At 71.4% G+C, this 15181-nt stretch carries 16 protein-coding genes; 2 read left to right on the forward strand and 14 right to left on the reverse strand.

The features are described from left to right. Positions 1-217: 217 nt before the first annotated feature. From OHB04_RS09115 to OHB04_RS09145, 7 genes are all read right to left on the reverse strand, one after another. On the reverse strand, positions 218-823 hold the full coding sequence (locus OHB04_RS09115; RefSeq protein ID WP_326807254.1) for a hypothetical protein: 606 nt from the start codon (positions 821-823) through the stop codon (positions 218-220). Continuing rightward, positions 820-1974 carry an ROK family glucokinase gene (locus tag OHB04_RS09120; RefSeq protein WP_326687162.1) on the reverse strand — a complete coding sequence of 385 codons (1155 nt, stop codon included), beginning with the start codon at positions 1972-1974 and terminating at the stop codon, positions 820-822. Before OHB04_RS09120 ends, OHB04_RS09115 begins: the two co-directional genes overlap by 4 nt. Positions 1975-2169: 195 nt before the next feature. Next, entirely contained in the window at positions 2170-2982 is an 813-nt protein-coding gene (locus OHB04_RS09125) for an ATP-binding cassette domain-containing protein (RefSeq protein WP_326687163.1), read from the reverse strand. Next, positions 2979-4070: an ABC transporter permease gene (locus OHB04_RS09130; protein WP_405806113.1), complete on the reverse strand. Its 1092-nt coding sequence runs from the start codon at positions 4068-4070 to the stop codon at positions 2979-2981. Before OHB04_RS09130 ends, OHB04_RS09125 begins: the two co-directional genes overlap by 4 nt. Continuing rightward, positions 4067-5041 (reverse strand): sugar ABC transporter substrate-binding protein, encoded by a 975-nt coding sequence (locus OHB04_RS09135; RefSeq protein WP_326692643.1) that lies wholly within the window; start codon positions 5039-5041, stop codon positions 4067-4069. The genes OHB04_RS09130 and OHB04_RS09135 overlap by 4 nt, the downstream gene beginning before the upstream one ends. Positions 5042-5215: 174 nt before the next feature. Further along, positions 5216-6226 (reverse strand): sugar ABC transporter substrate-binding protein, encoded by a 1011-nt coding sequence (locus tag OHB04_RS09140; RefSeq protein WP_326807255.1) that lies wholly within the window; start codon positions 6224-6226, stop codon positions 5216-5218. Between the two features lie 159 nt (positions 6227-6385). Beyond that, positions 6386-7123: a GntR family transcriptional regulator gene (locus tag OHB04_RS09145; RefSeq protein ID WP_326692644.1), complete on the reverse strand. Its 738-nt coding sequence runs from the start codon at positions 7121-7123 to the stop codon at positions 6386-6388. Between the two features lie 124 nt (positions 7124-7247). On the opposite strand from OHB04_RS09145, the gene OHB04_RS09150 reads away from it, so the two are divergent. Further along, positions 7248-8321, forward strand: coding sequence for a Gfo/Idh/MocA family protein (locus OHB04_RS09150; RefSeq protein ID WP_326687165.1), 1074 nt, complete (start codon positions 7248-7250; stop codon positions 8319-8321). Here OHB04_RS09150 and OHB04_RS09155 read toward each other — a convergent pair. The 7 genes from OHB04_RS09155 to allB form a co-directional block, all read right to left on the reverse strand. Beyond that, positions 8308-8802, reverse strand: coding sequence for a GNAT family N-acetyltransferase (locus OHB04_RS09155; protein ID WP_326687166.1), 495 nt, complete (start codon positions 8800-8802; stop codon positions 8308-8310). The genes OHB04_RS09150 and OHB04_RS09155 overlap by 14 nt on opposite strands. A gap of 88 nt (positions 8803-8890) precedes the next feature. Further along, positions 8891-9016 carry a hypothetical protein gene (locus OHB04_RS09160; RefSeq protein WP_326687167.1) on the reverse strand — a complete coding sequence of 42 codons (126 nt, stop codon included), beginning with the start codon at positions 9014-9016 and terminating at the stop codon, positions 8891-8893. A 141-nt stretch (positions 9017-9157) separates the two neighbouring features. Then, positions 9158-9811 (reverse strand): bifunctional 4-hydroxy-2-oxoglutarate aldolase/2-dehydro-3-deoxy-phosphogluconate aldolase, encoded by a 654-nt coding sequence (locus OHB04_RS09165; RefSeq protein WP_326687168.1) that lies wholly within the window; start codon positions 9809-9811, stop codon positions 9158-9160. Between the two features lie 35 nt (positions 9812-9846). Beyond that, positions 9847-10776, reverse strand: coding sequence for a sugar kinase (locus OHB04_RS09170; protein WP_326807256.1), 930 nt, complete (start codon positions 10774-10776; stop codon positions 9847-9849). A gap of 275 nt (positions 10777-11051) precedes the next feature. Further along, positions 11052-11474 carry a ribonuclease gene (locus OHB04_RS09175; RefSeq protein ID WP_326687170.1) on the reverse strand — a complete coding sequence of 141 codons (423 nt, stop codon included), beginning with the start codon at positions 11472-11474 and terminating at the stop codon, positions 11052-11054. A gap of 136 nt (positions 11475-11610) precedes the next feature. Continuing rightward, positions 11611-12762: an allantoicase gene (gene alc, locus OHB04_RS09180; protein ID WP_326687171.1), complete on the reverse strand. Its 1152-nt coding sequence runs from the start codon at positions 12760-12762 to the stop codon at positions 11611-11613. Continuing rightward, positions 12762-14102, reverse strand: a complete 1341-nt coding sequence (gene allB, locus OHB04_RS09185; protein WP_326807257.1) for an allantoinase AllB — start codon at positions 14100-14102, stop codon at positions 12762-12764. Before allB ends, alc begins: the two co-directional genes overlap by 1 nt. A 246-nt stretch (positions 14103-14348) precedes the next feature. Here allB and OHB04_RS09190 point away from each other — a divergent pair, with 246 nt between their 5' ends. Next, positions 14349-15179: an IclR family transcriptional regulator gene (locus tag OHB04_RS09190; RefSeq protein WP_326687173.1), complete on the forward strand. Its 831-nt coding sequence runs from the start codon at positions 14349-14351 to the stop codon at positions 15177-15179. Positions 15180-15181: the final 2 nt, after the last annotated feature.

The raw sequence follows: 15181 nt of genomic DNA on the forward strand, positions 1-15181 counted from the left end.
GGAAGGGCTGGAAGAAGAGCGGAAAGAGAGCGGAAGGGTAGCTTTCGCTCACGCGTGCACGCTACCGAGCGCCGCGCGGGCCGGGCCGCGCGGGGCCGTACATCCGGGCCGTGTGGGGCCGTACATGGGAAAAGCCCGGAAAATCCGGCCGTGCGGATGCGGCCGGAGACGGAGATCCCGTGACCCGGAGGAAGGCGGCGACCCGGAGGAAGGCCGCTCAGAACTTGGCCGTGGACACGGCGTAGACGTGGGGGCGCTTCTTGTACGTCTTGTCCACGACGATGGCGGTGTCGGGCTTGTTCCCGGACTCGTGGTGGATCAGGCCCCAGTAGCGGTGCCCCGGCTCCTCGAAGCGCCAGCCGACCTCTCTGGCCTGCTTGCCGCTGATGGCGATCTTCCCCTTGTGCAGGGATTTCCCGCTGCTGCCGAGGTCCTTCATGAACTCGGCGAGCCGCTTCTTGGTCGTACGGAACTCCAGCCACATCGTGCTCTTGCTCCACGAGTTCTCCTCGTAGAACGCCACCCGGGTCGCGGCCAGGGGGACTTGCAGGTTGTAGATGCGCTGGCTGGCCTTGGGCGGACGGGCGTAGGTGAGGCTGCTGGCCGCGGCGGCGCGTTCCTTGTCCTTGCCGCTGTCCCGGCTCTGGAAGGCCGACTGCACCAGGTAGCCGCCCGGCAGGGCGATCAGCAACACCACGATCAGCAGCACGGTCCCCCGGTGCCGGGGCCGGTGCGGGGGGCGCTCGTGGGGGTCGGTGGTCTCATCCGTGTGAGGCATGGCGTTGGAGGTCTCGGTGGTGGGGGGCGAGGCCGCTGCGGTCACTGACCCACCGCCCGGCGCAGGTTGTCGGCCGCGCGCTCGTACCGCTCGTAGCGCTCCAGGCGGCGCCGGTTGGCCCGGCGGAAGCGACGGGCCACCAGCCGCGCCAGGTCGGCAGCCCCGACCATACCCGCCTCGGGGCCGAGCTGGGCCTTGACGATGCGGGCCTCGGGGCGGTATCCGCGGCCGGTCAGCTGGCGGCGGAAGGCATCCCTGGCCGGGTCGATCAGCAGTTCGTCGGCCGCGCTGACGCCGCCGCCGATCACGAAGCAGGACGGGTCCAGGGCCGCCGCGAGGTTGGCGATGCCGACGCCCAGCCAGGCGCCGATCTCCTGGAGCAGCTCCGTGCACATCGCGTCACCGGCGCGGGCCAGCTCGGTGATGAGCGGTCCGGTGATGTCGCCCACCTGGCCGCCGACCCGGTCGATGATCCCGTACGCCACCGGAGACTCGGCCGCCGCCAGCTCCCGGGCCTCACGCACCAGCGCGTTGCCCGAGCTGTACTGCTCCCAGCAGCCTCTGTTGCCGCACGGGCAGCGGTGGCCGCCCGGCACGACCTGCATGTGGCCGAATTCCCCCGCGACCCCGTACTTGCCCCGCTTGACGCGCCCGTCCTCCAGGATGGCGCCGCCGATCCCGGTCCCCAGCGTGATCATCACGAGGTGGTCCTCACCCCGGCCGGCGCCGAAGCGCCACTCGCCCCAGGCGGCGGCGTTCGCGTCGTTGTCGACCATCACCGGGACGGCGAGGCGGGCGGTGAGGGCATCCTTGAGGGGCTCGTCGCGCCAGGCGAGGTGGGGGGCGAACAGCACGCGGGATCTGTTCGCGTCGATCCAGCCCGCCGCGCCGATGCCCACGGCGTGCACGTCGTGCCGGTCGGAGAGGTCGAGCACCAGCTCGGCGATGGTGTCCTCGACGACCTTCGGGCTCTTGGACTTCTCGGGCGTCTCCGCCCTGACCTTCTCCAGGATCGTCCCGTCCGCGTCCACGACACCGGCCATGACCTTGGTGCCGCCGATGTCGATGCCGACGGTGGGAACGCGGGGGGCCGACAGGTGCGAGCGGCGCTCGCGCGTGCTGACCGTCCGCAGGACGCTGGCGCTGGGCCTGGTCCTGCGCGGATAGACCCTTTCACCTCGCTGGAAGCTGTCCATGCTCAACTGTGGTCGTCCCTTTTGGTGTGGTCACCGGCCCCGCCGATTCTGCCAGGGAACAACCGTACGTCGTCGCCTGCGGCGTCGCCTGCGGCTGTGGCCCTCCCACCGGAGAATCGCGCTGGGGGCACCTCCCGGCCGGAGGCTGGGGGAGGAGCCCCCAAAAAAACAGGAAGGGGAGGGGCAGGGGCAAGGTCAGCGTTCCAGCTCATGGCTCAGCTCTTCCAATTCGCTGCCGCCCGCCATCTGCCGCACCAGCTCATCCAGCTCCAGGTCGTCCTTCTCGTACGCGCCGGCCATCGCCCCCCGCTTCAGGAGGACGAAGCGGTCTCCGACCAGGTACGCGTGGTGCGGGTTGTGCGTGATGAGGACCACGCCGAGCCCGGCGTCCCGCGCGGCGGCGACGTACTTCAGGACGACGCCGCTCTGCTTGACGCCGAGCGCCGCCGTCGGCTCGTCCAGGACGAGCACCTTCGCTCCGAAGTGCACGGCGCGGGCGATGGCGACGGACTGCCGCTCGCCGCCGGAGAGCGTCCCGATCGGCTGGTCGACGTCGCGCAGGTCGATGCCCATGCGCAGCAGCTCGCTGTGGGTGGTGCGGCGCATGTACGGCACGTCGAGGCGGCGGAAGGGGCCCCGCCCCGTGCTGGGCTCGGAGCCGAGGAAGAAGTTGCGCCACACAGGCATGAGGGGGACCACGGCGAGGTCCTGGTAGACCGTGGCGATGCCCCGGTCCAGTGCCTCGCGGGGGGAGCCGAGGCCGGCGGGGGCGCCCTGGATGCGGAAGGTGCCGCCGTCGTGCCGGTGCAGCCCGGAGATGATCTTGATGAGGGTGGACTTGCCCGCGCCGTTGTCGCCGAGGACGCAGGTGATCTCCCCGGCGTGCACCCGCAAGGAGACGTCCTCCAGCGCGCGGATGTTGCCGTAGAACTTGCTGACCTCGCTCAGCTCCACCAGCGGCTCGGCGCCGGCGTCCGCCGGGGCGGTCTCGGGGGTCGTGTCGGTCATCGGGTCGCCTCCGCCCGCTTACGGATCCACGCGTTCAGGAGCGTCGCGAGCAGCAGCATCGCGCCCAGGAAGAACTTGAACCAGTCCGGGTTCCACTGCGCGTAGATGATGCCCTTGTTGCTCATGCCGAAGATGAGGGCGCCGACGGCGGCCCCCACGGCCGAGCCGTAGCCGCCGGTCAGCAGGCAGCCGCCGATGACGGCCGCTGCGATGTAGATCAGCTCGTTGCCGACGCCCTCGCCGGACTGGACCGTGTCGTAGTTGAACAGCAGATGCTGGCCCGAGATCCAGGCGGCGAACGCGACACCCAGGTAGAGCCCGATCTTGGTGCGGGCCACGGGGACGCCGACCGCGCGGGCCGCGTCCACTCCCCCGCCGACGGCGAAGATCCAGTTGCCCGCTCTGGTGCGCAGGAGGATCCACGTCGCCACGGCCACCAGCACCACCCACCACAGCACGGTGATCTGGAGGTCGACGCTGCCCAGCGTCACCTGCGAGGCGAAGACCTGCCGCGCGGAGTCGAAGCCCTCCATGTCGCCGATGGTCTTGGTGGTGACGGTGCGGCTGATCAGCTTGGTGAGGCCGAGGTTGAGGCCCGTCAGCATCAGGAAGGTGGCGAGCGTGATGATGAAGCTCGGCAGCTTGGTGCGGGTCAGCATGAAGCCGTTGAAGAAGCCGATGGCCAAGGTGACCAGCAGCGAGACCCCCACGCCGACCCACACGTTCGCCGTCATCTGGTAGCTGAACATCGAGGAGACCAGCGCCGAGGAGGTCACCATGACGCCGGTCGACAGGTCGAACTCGCCGCCGATCATCAGCAGCGCCACGGGGACGGCCATGATCCCGATCGTGGAGGAGAAGTAGAGCACCGTGGAGAGGCTGGAGGGCCGCAGGAAGCTGTCGGCGACCAGCCCGAAGAAGACGAACAGCGCGATGGCGCCCACCACCGCGCCCAGCTCGGGCCTGCGCATCAGCCGGGCGGGCAGCGAGCGCTGCACCAGCCGCTCGTCGACCTTCTCCGGCTGGGGCGCCGGCTTGCCCGGCTCCCCCGGCTCTCCCGGTGTGCCTGTTTTCTCCGTGACCGTCATCGGGTCCCCCGCTTCGTCAGCTCTTCCAGCTTGCCCGCGTCCTTCTTGGTGAGGATCTGCGGGCCGGTGAGCACGGGCTTGCCGCCGCCGAGCATGTCGGCGTTGAAGCGGTGGAGCCAGAGCAGGTCCACGGCCTCGTAGCCCTGGAGGTAGGGCTGCTGGTCGACGGCGAAGCCGATGGAGCCGTCCTTGAGGCCGGCGGCGACCTTGTCGTTGAGGTCGAAGGTGTCGATCTCCGCCTTGCTGCCCGCGTCGTCCTTGGCAGCGGCGGCGGTGGCCGCGAAGGGCGCGCCGAGGGTGACGACGGTGTCGATCTTCTTGTCGGACTGGAGCTTGGCCTCCACGGACGACTGGACGCCGGGCATGTTGGTGCCGTCCACGTACAGGTCCTTGACCTTGCCGTCGAAGGTCTTCTCGATGCCGTCGCAGCGCTGCTCGTGACCGACGTTGCCCTGCTCGTGCATGAGGCAGATCGCCTTCTTGCGGCCCCGGTCGTTCAGCTCGCGGCCCACGGCCTCGCCGGCCAGCACCTCGTCCTGGCCGATGTGGGTCAGGGCACCGAAGGAGCGCGACTCCTCCTGGCCCGAGTTGACCGTGATGACCGGAATGCCTGCCTTGATCGCCTTCTTGACGACACCCTTCATCGCGTCCGGCTTGGCCAGCGTGACGATCAGCCCGTCGACCCTCTTGTCGATCGCGGTCTGGACGAGCTGCGCCTGGCGGCCCGCCTCCTTGTCGTGCGAGTAGAGGAACTCGATGTTGTCCTTGGCCGCCGCCTGCTTGGCGCCGCTCTGGACGATGTCCCAGTAGGTGTCGCCGTCGCCCGAGTGCGTCACCATGGCGACCTTCCAGCGCGGGGTGGTGACGTTGGCCTTGCCGGAGGCGGCCTGGTTACGGGCGTCCTCCGCCCTCTTGCCGCCGGTGCTGCTGCACCCGGCGAGCCCGGCCACCGCCGCGACGACCGCGGCCATCACGGCCCCCGTCGCACGCACGGACGCACGGGACCTCTGCACGCTGGCCACGGTGTTCTGCCCTCTCGATACGGATACGGCTGCGGTCGTACAACCGGAAGATCGCCCAGGATCTTCGCACAAGTATCCGCCACCGTGACCGGAAAGGACGCAACGGGTCCCATCCGCCGTCCCCTACCGCGTTCCGCGCGCGGTGTACTTCTCCAGCCTCGGCACCTGGTCCCGCGTGACGATCTCGGGCCCGGTCAGCACCGGTTTTCCGCCGCCCAGGGCGTTGGCGTTGTAGCGGTGGAGCCAGAGCAGGTCCACCGCCTCGTAACCCTGGAGGTAGGGCTGCTGGTCGACGGCGAAGCCGATGCGCTTGGCCTTCAGCTCCTTGACGACCTGCGCGTTCAGGTCGAACGTGTCGACCTCGGCGTCGCTGCCCGCCTTCTCCTTGGCCTTGGCCGAGGTGGCGGCGAAGGGGGCACCCAGCGTGATGACGGAGTCGATGTCCTTGTCCGACTGGAGCTTGGCCTCCACGGACGACTGGACGCCGGGCATGCTGGTGCCGTCCACGTTCACCGTGTCCAGGTCGCCGTCGAAGGTCTTCTTCGCCCCCTCGCAGCGCTCCTCCAGCGAGACATTGCCCTGCTCATGGATGACGCACAGCGCCTTCTTCTTCTTGCGCTTGTTGAGCTGCTCGCCCACCGCCTCGCCCGCGACGGCCTCGTCCTGGCCGATGTGGGTGAGAGCGCCGACCTCGGTGGAGTACTGCGCACCGGAGTTGATCGTGATGACCGGAATGCCGGCCTTGACCGCCTTGCGGATCACGGACTTGAGGGCGTCCGGCTTCGCGAGAGTGACGATGAGCCCGTCCACCTTCTTGTCAATGGCCGACTGCACCAGCTGGGCCTGCTGGCCCGCCTCCTTGTTGTTGGAGTAGTCGAAGCGGACGTTGTCCTTGCGGGCCGCCTGCTTGGCCCCGCTTTGGACGATGTCCCAGAAGGTGTCGCCCTCGCCCGAGTGCGTCACCATGGCGATCGTCAGCCGCGGGGTGTCCACGCCCTTGCCGCCGCGTCCGCCTCCGCCGTCGTCGTCCTCGCTCTTCTTGCCGCCCGAGCCGCTGCACGCGCTCGCGCTCGCCATGACGACCACCGCTGCTGTGAGGGCTGCCGCCCTGAGTGCCGTACGTCTGTGCGTCATGGGCGAGTTGTAGCGGGGCGCCTGGTGGCCGTCAATGCACTTGACCCCGGCCTTGCCCTTTCACCGATTCTTTCGGGGGGCTCCTCCCCCAGCCTCCGGCCGGGGGGACCCCCACCCAAGCCCCCCCCCGGGTCCTCAAGCGCCGGACGGGCTGGACTCTCAGGGCCGCACCAAAAGCTGGAATTCGAAGGAGTAGCGGGAGGCGCGGTACAGGTGTGAGCCGTATTCCACCGGGCGGCCCGTGTCGTCGTACGTCGTGCGCTGCATCGTCAGCACCGGAGCGCCCTCCGGCTCGCCCAGCAGCTCGCCCTCCCGGGCGTCGGCGACCCGCGCGCCGACGGTCTGCCGCGCCGAGTGCAGCGTCACCCCCGCGCCCCGCATCAGCCGGTAGAGCCCCGTGGTCTCCAGCTCGTCCTGTTCCAGGGACAGCAGGTCCACCGGCAGGTGGTTGCACAGGTATGCCATCGGCTCGCCGTGCGTCAGCCGCAGCCGCTCCACCCTTCGTACTTCTGTGCCCTCCGGGACGGCCAGCGCGACGGCGACCTCCGCCGTGGCCTCCTCCGTACCCTGCCGCAGCACCCGGGTGGCGGGGCGCTGTCCGGCCGCCTCCAGGTCGTCATAAAGGCTGCTCAGCTCCATGGGGCGCTTGACCTGGCTGTGCACGACCTGCGTGCCGATGCCCCGGCGCCGCACCAGCAGCCCCTTGTCGACCAGCGACTGGATGGCCTGACGGACCGTGGGGCGGGAGAGGCCGAGGCGTCCGGCCAGCTCGATCTCGTTGCCCAGGAGGCTGCCAGGGGCGAGCTGTCCGCGCTCGACGGCGGACTCCAGCTGCTGGGAGAGCTGGAAGTAGAGCGGGACGGGGCTCGCACGGTCCACACTGAGCTGGAGGTCCACCGGATCATTCTTGGCCACGTGGGGAGCGTAGTGGTCTTCCGTGCCGCCGGAAACCGTACGTTCGATTGTCAGGACGAAACGACAACACGTTGACAGGGCCGCACAGCCACGCCAGCGTATTGCCATGCGCATCGGACTCATCGGAACCGGCCGGATCGGCACCTTGCACGCCCGCACGCTCAGCGCGCACCCGGAAGTGACCGAGCTGGTGGTCGCCGACGCGGATCCCATGCGGGCCGTCGAGGTCGCCGCAGCGCTGGACGCGACGCCGGTGCCGACCGTCGCCGAGCTGTTCTCGCTGGACATCCACGCCGTGGTGATCGCCTCCGCCACCGCCTCGCACGCCGAGCTGATCCGCACCGCGGCCGAGCGTGGCCTGCCGGTCTTCTGCGAGAAGCCCGTCGCCCTCGACCTGGCCGGCACCCGCGAGGCCCTGCACGCCGTGGAAGAGGCGGGCACCCTGTTGCAGATCGGCTTCATGCGGCGCTTCGACGCGGGCTACACGGCCGCGCGCGAGGCCGTACGCGCCGGGCGCCTGGGCAGGCTGCACACGGTGCGCGCCCTCACCTCCGACCCGGCGCCGCCGCCCGCCGCCTACCTCCCGCTCTCCGGAGGGCTCTACCGCGACTGCCTGGTGCACGACTTCGACGCGATCCGGTGGGTGACCGGCCGCGAGATCGTCTCGGTGTACGCGGCCGGCTCGCAGGCGGGCCCCGCCATGTTCGCCGAGGCCGGTGACGTGGACACGGCCGCCGCGCTGCTGACGCTGGACGACGGCACGCTGTGCACGGCGACGGCCACCCGCGTCAACGGGGCCGGGTACGACGTACGGATGGAGCTGGCCGGTGAGCGCGACCAGTTCGCGGTGGGGCTGGACGCGCGCACCCCGCTCACCTCGCTGGAGCCCACCGCGGCGCCCGCCCCCGGCAAGCCCTGGCCCGGCTTCCTCGACCGCTTCGGGCCGGCCTACGAGGCGGAGATCACCGCGTTCGTCAGGGCCCTGCGCGGGGAGATCCCCAACCCCTGCGACGGCCAGGAGGCGCTGGCGGCGCTGCTGGCGGCCGAAGCCTGCGAGCTGTCCCGCGCCACCAGCACCCCGGTGGAGGTCGCCACGCTGGCGACCCCGGCCCCGCTGGCCCCCCGCGAGGACGGCGACCGGCGCGGGGAGCGGCCCACCCCGCCCGTCACAAAGGCTTGACCATGAACACCCGGGCGTCGGCCACCCGGTGCGTGACACCGGCGCCGTCCTCGTAGAACCAGCAGTCGAGGTACGGCACGGAAGCGAGATAGCCCAGGCGCCGGTAGAGCGCGCTGGCGCGGGGATGGTTCTTCTCGACGCCCAGGCCGATGTCCGGGCAGCCGCGCCCGGTCGCGAGGCGCTCCGCCTCCCGGAGCAGCTTCGTGCCGATGCCCTGGGAGCGCAGGGTCTCGGGCCACGCCCCGAGGCCGTTCACCTCGGGACACACGGGGTGCGCAGCGCGCACCTCGGGCGCCGCGCACCCCTCCCAGCGGATCTCGCAGCTGCCGACGGGCCGCCCTTCGTCCCAGGCGACGAGGAAGGCGCCGCGCCCCTCCCGCTGCCGTGCGTAGCGGAGCCCGTGGTCGGCAGCCGCTCCGCGGAACGGTATGTGCTGGTCGAGGAGTTCGACGTCTTCTTCCCGGCACTGGCTGATCCTCATATGGGTACCCTAAGAGCTCCCCCCGGAGCGCTTACCGGGCCTCCACGAAGTCATCGCCGCAAGGCCCGCAGGTCCCCACCAAGGCCCCTCAGCCGAAGCGCACCGGCAGGCTCTTCACCCGGCGCGGCAGCAGCCCCTCACGCCACTCCGGCGCCGCCGCACTTGCGTCCAGCTTGCGCAGCCGGGTGTGGTCGGGCGGGTCGGCCGTGAGCATGTGGACGGCTCGGGGAGACGGCGTTGGCGACGGCATCCGGCGAGGCGCGGGTCCAGCCTTGGACCACCGGTCGTCCGTGCGCACCGCCCGCGCCGCCTCGTGTCCGACGATCGCATCCGGTCAGGGAGTTGGGCCGCGCGCTCAGGGCCGGAGGCCGGTGCGCTCCCCTGCGGGGACGGCGTCCTCCAGGCGCTGGAGGAGCTCGGTGACACGCTTGGCGACGGTCTCGCGGTCCCCCTCGGTGAGCGCGCCGCCCATGCCGCAGGCCGCGGCGCCCGCCGCGATCCACTCGGGGGCCGCCTCGACGGTGATGCCGCCGGTCGGCAGCACGGGGGCCTGCGGCAGCGCGGCGCGTACCTGGCGCAGCCAGCCGGGGCCGTGCGCGGAGGCGGGGAAGAGCTTGAGCGCGTCGGCGCCCAGCTCCAGCGCGTTGACCATCTCGGTGGGGCTGGCGACGCCGGGGAAGACGGGTACGCCGTAGCGGTGGCCGGTGCGTATGACCTCGGCGTCCAGGCTCGGCGAGACCAGGAACCTGGCACCCGCGTCGACGGCGAGCCGGGCGGAGGCGCCGTCGAGCACCGTGCCCGCGCCGATCACCGAGTCGTCGCCGGTCTCGCGGCGCAGGGTGCTGATCGCCTCCAGCGCGTACGGCGTGGTCAGCGAGATCTCCAGGCTGGTGATTCCGGCGGCGAGGAGGGTGTCGGCCAGCGCCGTCGCCTTCTCGTAGTTCTGCGCGCGAACGATGGCGAAGACGCGCTGTGCCAGCGCGGCCCTGGTGATCTCCCAGCGATACACGGCAAGTTCGCCGCCTCTCTTGTTCAGTTGGGTTGTCAGCGGTGCACCGGATCGGTGCCCCGGACAAAGGCGTTGAGCGCCCGGTCGCGGGCCGCGGCGGTGGGCAGTCCGTCGGTGTCACCCGGTGCCTGGATGACCAACGCTGCCACACACGCCGCCTCCGCGAGGGCGCTCGACTGGTCGAGTCCGCGCAGCCGTGCGGACAGCCAGCCGGCGGCGAACGCGTCGCCCGCGCCCACGGGGTCGGTCACGGGCACATCGAAGGGCTCCTGCACCCACTGCCCTTCGGTGCTGTGCGCGACGACGCTGTGGTCGCGCCGCTTGACCACGACCGTGCTGGCCCGGCCGAGGGTCAGCAGTGCCTTGGCTCCTTCGTCCGGCCCGGCGCCCAGCAGCAGCTCCAGCTCGTCCTCCCCCGCGAGGACGAGATCGGCTTCGCGCAGCAGGGGCCCGACGCGGCGTATCCACTCGTGCTCGCTGCCCAGCTTGCGGCGCACGTTGGGGTCGAACGAGACGGCGGCGCCCGCCTGTCTGGCGCGCTCGACGAGGGTGTGCGTGGCCTGTTCGGCGGACTCGGAGAGCATGGGGGTGATGCCGGTCACGTGCACCAGCCGCACCCCGGCCAGGGCTTCGGGGGTGATCTGCGCGGGGCTGAGCAGTGAGGCGGCGGAGCCCGTGCGGTAGTACTGCACGTCGATGGAGCGCTGGGGGTGGCTGTCGCGCAGCAGCAATCCGGTGGGTGACTCGGGGTCCATCTCGGCGCAGGAGACGTCGACTCCGTCGGCGCGCAGCTCGCGCAGCACGGCCTCGCCCGCCGGGTCGTCCCCGACGCGGCCGATCCACCGCGCCCAGTGCCCCAGCCGCGCGAGGCCGGAGGCGACGTTGGATTCGGCGCCGGCCACGGAACGGCGGAAGTGCGTGGCGCGTTCGAGAGGAAGGCCGGGTTCGGCGAGCATCAGCAGCATTGCCTCACCGCATGTAACTGCCTCCGGGCCGTTTCTCACCGGTAACTCCCCATATCTACCGCCGATGCATCACTCTCTGTGGGGAACGTTACCCGCTCAGAGCCACAAAGCCACCCCCGGGGGCCGCTCCCCTTCGGGAAACTCCCGGAAACCCCGGGGAGGTTTCCCGAAGGGGGGCGGGCCCGCGGGAAAACGGGGAGGGAGACGCTACACGCAAAACGGCCGCCGCTCCCTCTCGGAGCGGCGGCCGGCTGCCCGTTGTGCGCGGGCGCGGGTCAGCAGGAGTAGTCGACCAGATCGAACGACGCGTAGTGGTCGGCGGTGTAGTAGTCCTCCTGCTCCTTGTCGCCCGTGACGATGCGGCGGGCGCCCCGGTCGTCCGAGCCGGGGGTCTTGACGGTGTACTCGTGGTAGTAGCCCTGGCTCTGGTCCGGCAGGATGCCCTCGCGGTTCTGGAAGACGGTGCCGTCCTGCGGGTAGGGGTAGGGGCCGCCCTTCTCGATCAGGTCGAGGGTGTCGTGCGCCTCGGCCGGCAGCTTGGACTGGCAGATGTCGCCGACGTCCTGGACGGAGACCGTCGCCGCCGCCGTGGGGGGCGGTGCGGCGGTGGCCGTGGTGAGGGCGGGGGCGCCGAGGAGAAGGGTGGCGGTGAGAGCGCCCAGTGCTCCGGCGCGTGCGATGCGTGGGGGGAATCTCATGCCATCTATCGTGACGCGCGTAGATGACATGTCAACGCCAAGTACCGTTGTTTTTCCGTTTGTTCACGCCGGCGTTCCCGGTGGAGCCCGCGCCGCGGGGAGGACGCGCGTCAGCCCCGCGGCGCGGAGCGGGACCTCAGCCCAGCTCGGCGTAGCGGGCCGTCAGACGCCTGACGCCCTCGGAGGTGAGCGAGCCGTGCAGGCGCAGCCGGGCCACGCCGCCGTCGGGAAAGATGTCCAGGCGTACATGGGTGACCGCCGGAGCGTCCGTGAGCAGGAAGCGGTGGACGGTGTCGGGCTGGAGGCGGGTACGGGGCAGCAGTTCGACCCACTCGCCGCTCTCCGCGCTCTCCCCGCTCTCCGCGTTCTTGCCGACGAGGCTCGCCCAGCCCGCCGAATTGCCCTTGTAGCAGGCGGTGTCGATCTCCACGGCGCGCACGAGGCCCTGCCCGGCGAGGGCGTAGCTCAGCCAGTCGTGGCCGTCGTCGCGGCGGCGGCGGGTCTCCCAGCCCTCGTCCATCTTCTGCGAGCGGCCGGGCAGCACGGTGTGTACCGGCGGCGAGAAGAAGCGGTCGGAGGCGTCCTCGGCCCGGCCGCCGTTCTCCAGCGCCAGCAGGTCGAAGGTGCCGAGCGCGGTCAGCCACGCCGGGTCGGGCACGACCTCGCCGTACACCCGCAGGCGCGCGATGCCGCCGTCGGGATACTGCCGCACCCGCAGGTGGGTGAAGCGGCGCTCCTCGGTGACGGCGAAGCCGTTGGCCGCGTGGCCGCCGACCGCCGTCCTGGGCACGAGCGTCGTCCACTTCACGTCGTCCGCGAGCAGCTCCTCGGGCGAGGGCGTGCCGGGCACGGAGGTGGCCTCGACCGAGACCGCCTGGGGGTAGTTGCCGCGAAAGTGCGCGGTGTCCACGAGCAGGCCCCGGACGACGCCGGGGGCGCCTAGCCGTACGAGCGCCCAGTCGTGGTCGTCGGCGGCGGGGTGGGGCCGCTCGGCGGAGAGGCCGCGCCTGCGGCGGGTCTCCCAGCCGTCCATGACCTTGCCCTTGTGCGCGAACGCCGTCGGGTCGAACTCGGGCCTGCCGGGCTTGAGGAGGTTCTCGCGCTCGGCGAAGAACTCGTCGTTGGCGGCGATGACAGTGGCGCCCAGCCTGCGGTCGGCCAGGTCGGGAAGGTGGGCGAAGGGAAGCCCGGCTTCCGGGGCGCGGTAGTCGGCGTAGGTGTCGCCCCCGTCGTAGGGCTCCGCGTCTCCGGTGTAGCTGGGAACACCCGCGGTCGTCGCCGCTGTCATCAGGCCGTCCTCTCGATCAGTTGTCCGGTCTTGCTGGTGGGAGTCCCGTGGTCGGCGACGCGCTCGCCGCGCAGCCATGCGGAGCGCACCACGCCGTGCAGGGTCTTGCCGGCGTAGGCGGTGACCTGGTTGCGGTGGTGCAGGTGTACCGGGTCCACGGTGAAGGTCTCTTCGGGCGCCAGGACGGCGAAGTCCGCGTCGCGCCCCGGGGCGATGGCCCCCTTGTGCGCCAGGCCCGCGAGCCGCGCCGGGGCCCCGGACATCCAGCGCGCGACATCGGCGAGGCCGTGGCCTCTGCGGCGCGCCTCGGTCCAGATGGCGGGCAGGCCGAGCTGGAGGGAGGAGATGCCACCCCAGGCCGTGCCGAAGTCGGGCGTCTTGAGGTCGGTGGTGCAGGGCGAGTGGTCGGAGACGACGCAGTCGAGCGTGCCGTCGGCCAGGCCCTGCCAGAGCGCGTCCTGGTTGGCCTGCTCGCGGATGGGCGGGCAGCACTTGAACTCGGTGGCCCCGTCGGGGACTTCCTCGGCGGTGAGCGTGAGGAAGTGCGGGCAGGTCTCGGCGGTCAGCCGGATGCCCTCGGCACGGGCCTTGGCCACCAGGGGCAGCGCGTCGCTGGAGGACAGGTGCAGCACGTGGACGCGGGTGCCGTGCTCGCGGGCGAGGGCGACGAGCAGCGCGATGGCGTCGTTCTCGGCCTCGCGGGGGCGGGAGGCCAGGAAGTCCGCGTAGGCCGGCCCGCCCTTCTGCGGTGCGGAGGCCAGTTGCCCGGGGTCCTCGGCGTGCACGATGAGCAGGCCGTCGAAGGAGGCGATCTCGGCCATGACGACGGCCAGTTGCCCGGGGTCCAGCTCGGGGAACTCCTCGACGCCGGAGGGCGACAAGAAGCACTTGAAGCCGAAGACGCCGGCCTCGTGCAGGGCGCGCAGCTCGTGTGCGTTGCCTGGTACCGCACCGCCCCAGAAGCCGACGTCCACATGGGCCTTGGGCCCGGCGACCGCGCGCTTCTCGGCCAGATTGGCGGCCGTGGTGGTCGGCGGGAGGGAGTTGAGCGGCATGTCCACGAGGGTGGTGATGCCGCCCGCCGCGGCGGCGCGGGTGGCCGCGTAGAAGCCCTCCCACGCGGTGCGCCCGGGGTCGTTCACATGGACATGGGTGTCGACCAGGCCCGGCAGCAGCGCGTCCTCGCCGAGGTCCTCCACGGTGGCGCCGGGCGGCGCCTCGGCCTCGTACGGCAGGACGGCCGCGATCTTGCCGTCCGCGCCGACCGTGACAGAGGCGGGCCGCTCTCCTTCGGGGGCGAGTACGCGCCGCGAGCGCAGGACGAACCGCACGTCGGACAAACCGACCTCCTTCAACGTTCTGTTGAACGCATCCTCATCCGGCGCGATCCACCGGTCAAGGGTTCCCCCTGGAGAACTCCACAAAATGAAACTACTATTTCACCATGCAGAAGAAAGGGGGGATGTGATGCGGGAGGAGAGACCCGGCTCGCCGAGGGTCGCGTACGGGTATGCCGATCTCGGAGGAGAGCACCCCGCAGCCCCGGATACCATGCGCCTGTCCGCAGGCCAGGAAAGGAACGCGACGTGCCGCCGTCCGCAGAGCGCAACCCCGCGACCCAGGGGGCCCAGGCAGGCCAGGCCGGCACGGCTCCGGCCGTATCCGGTGGGGTCCAGTCCCTTGAGAGGGCCTTCGACCTGCTGGAGCGGATGGCCGACGCGGGGGGCGAGGTCGGGCTCAGCGAACTGTCGTCCGCCAGCGGCCTGCCGCTGCCCACCATCCACCGGCTGATGCGCACCCTCGTCTCGTGCGGCTACGTCCGCCAGCAGCCCAACCGGCGCTACGCGCTGGGCCCGCGCCTCATCCGGCTCGGCGAGAGCGCCGCCCGGCTGCTGGGCACCTGGGCCCGCCCCTACCTGGCCCGGCTGGTCGAGGAGACCGGCGAGACGTCCAACATGGCGCTGCTGGACGGCGACGAGGTGGTCTACGTCGCCCAGGTGCCCTCCCGGCACTCGATGCGGATGTTCACCGAGGTCGGCCGGCGCGTGCTGCCGCACTCCACGGGCGTCGGCAAGGCGCTGCTCTCGCACACCCCCGACGAGCAGGTCCGCGCGCTGCTGGCGCGCACGGGGATGCCGGCGGCCACCGAGAAGACCATCACCACTCCCGAGGGCTTCCTCGACGCGCTGGCACAGGTACGCGAGAGCGGCTACGCGACCGACGACAACGAGCAGGAGATCGGCGTGCGCTGCATCGCCGTGTCCGTGCCCGACTCCCCCACCGCGGCAGCCATCTCCATCTCGGGCCCGGCCGGGCGGGTCACCGACACGGCCACCGACAAGTTCGTCCCGCTGCTGCACGAGGTCGCCGCCGACCTCTCGGCGGCGCTGGCCAGTTCGGCAGCCGCCGGCCAGTGAGC

The sequence above is a fragment of the Streptomyces sp. NBC_01775 genome, from assembly GCF_035917675.1.
Classification (GTDB): domain Bacteria; phylum Actinomycetota; class Actinomycetes; order Streptomycetales; family Streptomycetaceae; genus Streptomyces.